General features: G+C 64.1%; 9 protein-coding genes. 3 read left to right on the top strand and 6 right to left on the bottom strand.

Going from position 1 to position 7,512, the window contains the following annotated elements; genetic code table 11:
* Positions 1 to 234 precede the first annotated feature (234 nt).
* Positions 235 to 852, bottom strand: a complete 618-nt coding sequence (locus ACIBG0_RS30940; RefSeq protein ID WP_397037241.1) for a hypothetical protein — start codon at positions 850 to 852, stop codon at positions 235 to 237.
* A 191-nt stretch (positions 853 to 1,043) separates the two neighbouring features.
* The gene (locus ACIBG0_RS30935; RefSeq protein ID WP_397037240.1) at positions 1,044 to 1,667 is read right to left on the bottom strand and encodes an antibiotic biosynthesis monooxygenase; all 624 of its coding nucleotides are present in this window, start codon (positions 1,665 to 1,667) and stop codon (positions 1,044 to 1,046) included.
* A 245-nt stretch (positions 1,668 to 1,912) separates the two neighbouring features.
* Between ACIBG0_RS30935 and ACIBG0_RS30930 the strand changes: the two genes are divergently transcribed.
* Positions 1,913 to 2,227: a hypothetical protein gene (locus tag ACIBG0_RS30930; RefSeq protein WP_397037239.1), complete on the top strand. Its 315-nt coding sequence runs from the start codon at positions 1,913 to 1,915 to the stop codon at positions 2,225 to 2,227.
* A gap of 104 nt (positions 2,228 to 2,331) precedes the next feature.
* Here ACIBG0_RS30930 and ACIBG0_RS30925 read toward each other — a convergent pair whose 3' ends face one another.
* The 3 genes from ACIBG0_RS30925 to ACIBG0_RS30915 all read right to left on the bottom strand — a co-directional run bounded on the left by ACIBG0_RS30925 (position 2,332) and on the right by ACIBG0_RS30915 (position 4,334).
* Positions 2,332 to 3,135: an SDR family oxidoreductase gene (locus tag ACIBG0_RS30925; RefSeq protein ID WP_397037237.1), complete on the bottom strand. Its 804-nt coding sequence runs from the start codon at positions 3,133 to 3,135 to the stop codon at positions 2,332 to 2,334.
* 80 nt (positions 3,136 to 3,215) lie between these two features.
* On the bottom strand, positions 3,216 to 4,103 hold the full coding sequence (locus ACIBG0_RS30920) for an alpha/beta fold hydrolase (RefSeq protein WP_397037235.1): 888 nt from the start codon (positions 4,101 to 4,103) through the stop codon (positions 3,216 to 3,218).
* A 75-nt stretch (positions 4,104 to 4,178) separates the two neighbouring features.
* Positions 4,179 to 4,334 carry a hypothetical protein gene (locus ACIBG0_RS30915; protein ID WP_397037233.1) on the bottom strand — a complete coding sequence of 52 codons (156 nt, stop codon included), beginning with the start codon at positions 4,332 to 4,334 and terminating at the stop codon, positions 4,179 to 4,181.
* 159 nt (positions 4,335 to 4,493) lie between these two features.
* Here ACIBG0_RS30915 and ACIBG0_RS30910 point away from each other — a divergent pair, with 159 nt between their 5' ends.
* Both ACIBG0_RS30910 and ACIBG0_RS30905 read left to right on the top strand, forming a co-directional pair.
* Positions 4,494 to 5,000, top strand: a complete 507-nt coding sequence (locus ACIBG0_RS30910; protein ID WP_397037231.1) for a DoxX family protein — start codon at positions 4,494 to 4,496, stop codon at positions 4,998 to 5,000.
* Positions 5,001 to 5,032: 32 nt separating this feature from the next.
* The gene (locus tag ACIBG0_RS30905) at positions 5,033 to 5,884 is read left to right on the top strand and encodes a GNAT family N-acetyltransferase (RefSeq protein ID WP_397037229.1); all 852 of its coding nucleotides are present in this window, start codon (positions 5,033 to 5,035) and stop codon (positions 5,882 to 5,884) included.
* On the opposite strand, the gene ACIBG0_RS30900 is transcribed toward ACIBG0_RS30905, so the two are convergent.
* Positions 5,881 to 7,131 carry a KasA/KasB family beta-ketoacyl-ACP synthase gene (locus tag ACIBG0_RS30900; protein ID WP_397037227.1) on the bottom strand — a complete coding sequence of 417 codons (1,251 nt, stop codon included), beginning with the start codon at positions 7,129 to 7,131 and terminating at the stop codon, positions 5,881 to 5,883. The genes ACIBG0_RS30905 and ACIBG0_RS30900 overlap by 4 nt on opposite strands.
* Positions 7,132 to 7,512: the final 381 nt, after the last annotated feature.

The raw sequence follows: 7,512 nt of genomic DNA, 5'->3' as shown, positions 1-7,512 counted from the left end.
AAACGGATTGCGAAAGGTTAGCGAAAATCGCTTATGCCCTGGTCAGACCCCTAAAACCGCAGTATCTCAAGGGGTTCGATTCCCCTTAGCTCCACCAAAAGCCCGGCTCAGGCCGGGTTTTCTGCTTTCCGGTCACACTTCGTGGCGGCCGAGCTCACCCTGCCGAAGCCGGAGCGGATCTGTGATCCGCCCGACCCCGTGTCTATCACCTCGATTCGTCCTGCGGATTCTCGATCAGATCGGGAAGAACAGGCCGATAGTGGCACCGATGGCAGCGCCGATCGCGCAACCGATAACGGCACCGACCAGGAAGAACCAGATGCCGATCAGAACGCCGACCGCGCAGCCGATCGACGCGCCCACGAACACCCCTACTAGCAGGGCGTTATGTAGCAGGCCCTCAACCTCGGGCGGGGTGTTGACCGCAGCGGGCGATGGCACGCCAGCTGCCGGCGTGAGCGTCAGCGTCCTCGCGGTGCTGCCGAGTGAAGGCGTGAGGGAGAAGTTCTGGCCGGTCTCCATACGCAGTGTCGTCGGGATTGTCCCGACGATGGCACCGTTGTCGGCGATGACGTTGATCGCATCCGGTGTCACTTCGAACTTCCCCGAGGCCAGATCGACGGTAGCGCTGCTGTGATCCGCCGCGAGGGTTGTCGTATATGGGATCGCCCCGTCCACGCCATTCATCGTGAGGTTTGCCATGATGCCCTCACCGTGCGCTGTCGCCATGGCTATGCCCGTTGACGCGATGGCAAACAGGGCGGTCGCCACCAATTTCTTGATAATCATTGGGAGTCCAATCATCGGACGATGTACATGGAATTCCCCCGGGCGGGCGACGTTGACCGCCAACTATGATCTTCTCGCTCGGCTCGGTCGATGTCGATAGGTATCCGCTATGAGGAATTTTCGTACTCCAAGTCCGATCCGGTGGCACTTCTATTCGCCACCGCATACAGCCGGGTGAGCATTCGGTTCAGCTGCGCAGGCGCACACGAACGGCTCCCGACCTATCAACCGATCGGGAGCCGCGGACGTGCGATTTACACCAATTCGGGGACGCGGAGGTGGGCGATGGCCAGCTCGCATTCGCACATGTCGACGACCTGCATACCGGCTTGGCGGGTGATTCGCTCGCGCAGGGCGGTTGCGTCTTCGCGGTTGCGCTCCATGGCGTCGGCGGTATCGAAGGTAACGCAGGAGACGCCACGGCCGGATGCGCGGTCTACCAACAGGCTCGCGCTGCAGAACCCCTCGAGGGATTCCATGCCGGCTACGGCTTGGGATTTGTAGGTCTCGATCGCAGCGTCCTGTCGATCCGGGTTCGTCTTGACCCAGACAACGCGGGCGCAGGCGCCCTGCTGTGCGCGGTGGTCACGATGTAGGGCAGCGATTTCCCATTGCTCGATTTGGGTGCCGCCGCCGCCGAACGCCGCGGCCGCGCGATCTCGAATGGGGCGGACCCGATCGGTGCTGTCGTTCATCGCGTCCTCGGTTTCCCACGAGGTAGTGACGATGCACCGGCCGGACTGGCGATCGACCAGCAACGATAGTCCGACACAGCCGGGTATGTCTTCTACAGCCGGCATTACCTCGTCACGTACGTGCGCAATCCCGGCATCGATAGCAGAGGGTTGCGCCTGAATAGTCGTAGAACGTGCGTACACGAGCGACTCCCTCGGTGTTCGTGGCAGCACCCCGGTGGCGCCACCGACATGTTCACACTGCCCCGCTGCGGCGCTCATGGCAATAGGTTCAGCACACTCTGTGCAACACCCTGTTCATGGCCGAAGACCGCCGCTGTCGCCGCCAGGTTTGGGGCACTGGATGCGGGGTACTTCCGGCGCTGAACGAATTCCAGGCAATCGGCGGCCAGGGCGGTCAGGGGACCTGTCCGGCAAGAGGAATCATTATGTGGGACAAGCGGTTCGGCCATACCATGCATCGACAGCCCGATACCGGCGAATTGGACAGCAGTACAGTCGCTTTCGCGGAGATCGCGGATAACCTGGTGCGAAATCTGCTCGATACCGGCCTCCAACTCAACAAGATCGGCATCGAATTCGACCGGGAACCAGTCGCATCCGGGCAGGCGGATCGGACGCGAGATGCGATAAGCGATATCATCGACGACCTCGACCGCATCATTCGCGATGCGGGTCTGGCGGTCATGGCTGTGACCTCGGCGCTACCGAGGACGGAGCCGGGCGCGTCACGGCGCAGATGATCAAGGCAATGACACCAACCGCTAAACCGGATACCATGCCGACCTCGGTCGGACCGATACGCTCGACCGGCCGCTACGGTGTCGCGGACCCTAGCCGCGGATGATCACCGAGACAGTCCGTAGGCCCTGGCGATGACCTTCTCCATGACCGTACGCGGCAACAGGCGACGCAGCGCGAACATGGCAGGTGCGTTGCTGCCGACCGCATACAGTGGCCGCGGCCGCCGCGCCTCGACGGCCGTGACGATGCTGTCGGCAACCTGTTGTGGCGTAATGCCTTTGGCCTGCTGCTGATCGAGTTCGGTCATGAAGCGGGTGAAATCGGCAGTGTGCGGGGAGTTCTCGTCGATGTACTTGGTGCGCCGCTTACGCAGGCCGGTATCGATCTGGCCGGGTTCGACGGTGGTGATCCACACGCCGAACGGCGACTCCTCGAATCGAGCCGCCGTGGCGAACCCCCGCACGGCCGCCTTGGTTGCCACATAAGAGGACCGGTACGGCATCGGGAAGCTGGCCAGCATGGACCCGACCACGACCACCCGCCCATAACCACGGCTGCGCATTCCGGGGAGCACCGCCTGGGTCAGTGTGACCGGTCCGAGCACATTCAGCTGGAATAGTCGCTCGACCGCGGCGGTCGGCAATTCGGCCAGCGGACCCGCCTGGCTCTCGCCAGCATTGTTGATCAGCACGTCGACACCGTCGAGCCCGTCGACGAATACGCGGATCGACTCGGCATCGGTCAAATCGAGCGCGCGGTACTCGACATCGGTCACTCGGTCGGCGGGCGGGATCGACTCCGGATTCCGGCTGGTCCCGATCACTTGGAAGCCGCGCGTGACCAGGGCTGCGGCCGTTGCCTTTCCGATACCGGACGACGCACCGGTCACAACTGCCAATCGGCTCATAATTCTCCTCGGTCTTTCGCGCCGAGCATGGGATTCCTCGGCGGCCAACGGTATGGGCGCGAAAGCCCGAGTGACAAGGGCTACTTCGTGTCCGCGGCCAGTTCGATCAGACGGGCGCGGACGAGTTCGGGGCGCTCATCGGCGACGAAATGTCCACAGCCGGTCACCGGTTCGAAGGTGTAATCGTCGGCGCGGGCGGTTTCGGCGGCGGCCAGGGAGCGGTGAACGGCGGGGTCGTCGACTCCGAAGAGGGCGCGGATCGGGATGGTGGCGCGGCGGCGTTCGGGATGACGTGCGGTTTCCGGAATTTCGCGCAGCCAGAAGGTGCGGTAGGTGTCGGTGGCGGCGCGGGCGCAGACCGGATCGCGGAAGCGGTCGGCGAATATGCGGATCACCTCGGGGCTGACCTTGCTGCGGTCGGTGATCGCCCCTCCGATGAGCCATTCGAGGAATCGGGTGCGCTGTTGGAGCGGTACGCCCACGGTGGCGACCAGCGGCTGGTAGGTGAGCAAGCGCCACATTTGTCGCATGACCGTCGTCGGCGGTACCCATGGATGGGCCATATTCAGCACCAGGTAGCCGTCGAAGCGGTCGGGTTCGCGCAGCACCATGCGGTAGCCGATGTAACCGCCCCAGTCGTGGCCGACGAGTAGTACCCGTCCCAGGTCGAGCGCATCGATGAGGGCGAACACATCGGAGGCGACGTCCTCCTTCGACCATCGATGCGGTGGTGGTCCCGACCAGCCGTAGCCAGGCAGGTCGGGGGCGATGATCCGGAGTCCTTCGGGCGGGTCGGCGAGCAGATCCCGATAGGCGTAGTGGTGCTGTGGCCAGCCGTGCAGCAGCACGACTGGACGGCCGGCCTCCGGTCCGGATTCGGTCACGTGGAACCTGACATCGCGTGCTGTCACGAACGATCGGCGCACACCCGGGATGACTGGCGGTTCGGTACCGTCGGTAACAGGCATACAGCCACGATAGTTCGCCGGGTGCGCGCCGAACCACCTTCCGCGGTCGGATTCGCACCACCACCCATGGTCGGATCAGAAGATGGCCAGCCGTCGCTGGCTCGCCGCCGCCGATACGGCAGCCACGTCTGGCGTCGCCATCGAAGCCGAAATCCGAGCTGGGCACTCGCGCATGAACTCACCGTCGCCGCTACCCGCCACTAGGCGGATGTCCTCGGCCGCAGTGGTCATTCGGCGATCTGGGGGTCGGTTCATCGGCGCGACTGGCGAGAAGGCCGCCCGGCACGCCGACTGCTGGGTCCTCATGGCTCAAGACGGTCGCGATTGAATCGAACACTGCGGGCGGGCGGCATTACAATGGCTGGTCACCATGAGCGGGAGGCATAGCGCATGTCCCAGTTCAGAACCTGGTCGACTCGGCTGGCCACAACCAACGCACCCGCGTCGACTGTCCTCATCCGCCTGTTCGTCGGCGTGGTGTTCTTGTCCGAAGGCATCCAGAAGTTCGTTTATCCCGACGCACTCGGCACCGGCCGGTTCGAGAAGGTCGGCATCCCGGCTGCCGGCTTCGTCGCACCGCTCGACGGTGTCTTCGAAACCGCCTGCGGAGCCCTGATCCTGTTCGGACTGCTGACGCGGGCCGCGGCAGTTCCGATGATCGTCGACATGATCGGCGCGCTGCTCATCACCAAATTGCCCCTGCTGTGGGGTGATGCGGCATTGTTTCCGGGCAAATCCGGATGGTGGACCTTGCTGCACGAGTCCCGGACCGATCTCGCGCAACTGTGCGGGAGCGCATTCCTGCTCATTGTCGGCGCGGGAACCTGGTCCCTGGACGCCGAGTTCGTTCGTGCCACCTCCGAGACGCCGAACCCGCTCGGCGCTAAAACCAGATGAATCCGTCGCTACCGACAAGGTAGTAATTCCCCATGCCAACCGAATTCGTCTCCGGTTTATTCGCCGGACAGCACCTCGCAGCGCGGGTCGAGCATGCCGAACGCACCCTGATAGAACAGGGCGCTCGTGCGGCGGCCCGCCGGGACCCGCAGCAGCGAGTGCTGGTGCGCCCCATCGGCGGCGGTCTCGCGGTGTGGGCGGGCCCGGGTTCACCGCTGGACAAGGTGGTCGGCGTCGGAATGAACGGCGCTGCCTTCGATGACGCCGAGCTGGACGCGGTCGAACAAGCCTTCGCCGAGCGGGAAGCGCCGGTCCAGATCGAAGTCAGCACGCTGGCCGATCCCGCCGTTGTCGAACGCCTGACGCGCCGCGGCTATGTGCTGTTCGGGTTCGAGAATGTGCTGGGCTTGCGACTCGAGCCGGGGCGACGGGCACGACCGGCCGAGGGCATCGAGATCCGCGACGTCGGGCACGACGAATTCGAGACCTGGGTGAAGGTCATCGTGGACGGCTTCGCCACTCCGGACACCCAGGGCGTTGCCTCGCACGAGGAATTCCCGCGCGAGGCCATCGAACAAGCCGAACGAGACCTCACCGCGACGAACGGTTTCGTCGGCTCGCTGGCCATGATCGACGGTAAGCCCGTTGGTGGCGCGAGCCTGCGCCTCAGCGATGGCATTGCCCAATTATGTGGTGCGGCGACCCTTCCCGAATTCCGCCGCCGCGGCGTGCAGGGTGCACTGCTGTCGATGCGCCTCGCCGCCGCGGCGGCCGCGGGTTGTGACCTCGCGGTGGTTACGACCCTTCCGGGTTCGAAGTCACAGCAGAACGTCCAGAAGCTCGGCTTCCAACTGCTCTACCCGCGTGCCATCCTCGTCCGTTAGTACCGGCCGAAGGCGAGCGCGACGTTGTGCCCACCGAACCCGAACGAGTTGTTGATCGCGTACTCGATCTCCTGATTGCGCGCCTCGCCGTGCACCACATCCAGATCGATCTCGGGATCCTGGTTGTCGAGGTTGAGGGTCGGTGGGACTATGCCGTCGCGGATGCTGAGCACGGTCAGAATAGATTCCAGTGCACCCACCGCACCGATCGAATGTCCCAACGCGGACTTCGGCGCGTAGACCGAGGCGTGGTTACCGACGGCCTTGTTGATCGCGTTCGCCTCGGCGGTATCGCCGATCGGTGTCGCAGTCGCGTGCGCGTTGATGTGGGTGATGTCCTTCGGGGTCAGACCTGCGATCTGCATGGCCCGGGTCATCGCGCGTGCCGCGCCGTCGCCATCGGGCGCGGGAGCGACCAAATGGTAACCGTCGGAAGTGATGCCGCCACCGAGCAGGCGCGCATGGATGGTCGCGCCGCGGGCCTTGGCGTGCTCCTCGGTCTCGAGGACCATCAGCGCACCGGCTTCGCCGAAGACGAAACCGTCACGATCGGAGTCGAACGGACGTGAGGCGCCCTTCGGATCGTCGTTGCGGGTGCTCATCGCGCGCATCATGGTAAAGGCCGCGATCGGGAGGACATCGATATATCCCTCGACGCCGCCGGTGACGACCATATCGGCGTCACCCATCGCAATCATGCGCCAAGCGTTGACAATTGCCTCGGACCCGGACGAGCACGCCGAGACCGGCGTGATCACACCTGCCTTCGCCTTCAATTCCAGGCCGACGACCGCTGACGGGCCATTCGGCATGATCATCTGCACGGCCAGCGGCGAAATCTTGCGATAGCCACCGCTTTTCAGCTTGTTGTTCGCATCGGTGATGGCATCGGCGCCGCCGATGCCGGTGCCGATCGCCACACCCAGCCGTTCGGGATCCACCTCCGGACTGCCCGCATTGCGCCACACCTCACGTCCGAGGACCGTCGCGAGCTGTTCGACATAGGCCATCCGACGCTGTTCGACCCGGGTCAGCAGGGTTTCCGGGCGAACCTTCAGCTGACCGCCGATGCGGACGGGCAGGTCGTACTCCTCGACGAAGGGATCCTCCAGCACGTCGATTCCGCTCTCACCGTTGAGCAGTCCCTTCCACGTCGCGTCGACATCACCCGCGATCGACGTGGTCGCCGCGAGACTCGTCACGACGACATTCGGGAATCGCCCGTCGGCGGCAAAGAGGTTTCGCACGAGAGTCACTCCTGGTTTGTCTTCCGATAACGCAGTTTTCGGTGTCCTGGCGAATGCCTTATCCGAATTGGACAGGCGTTCGACGGACTGCGGCGGCCGGACATCGTTGTCGTGCGGCATCGTCGCAGGCGTTCTACTATGCCGCCGAATGCACCGAAATGCATTGCTGAGCTGGTATTTCCGCTGGACATCGTTTCCGGAAGAGCATACCGGCGCGGATTGATCATGGTATGCCCGTCATTACGAACCTTCGGCCCGGCGGTTGTGGGAAACCTCTAAAGTCGCAGGAAGTGCGGGCAGCCGCGGGCGGTGCGGACGCAGTGTGCTGGTCTATTGACCGATTCTGTCGGGCCCATTCTGTCGCCTTACCGACGCATTTAT

The organism is Nocardia sp. NPDC050630 (genome assembly GCF_044457245.1).
In the GTDB taxonomy this organism is placed as follows: Bacteria; Actinomycetota; Actinomycetes; order Mycobacteriales; family Mycobacteriaceae; genus Nocardia.
Note: the sequence above shows the minus strand (reverse complement) of the source record. Positions and strands in the feature narration are given on the sequence as shown.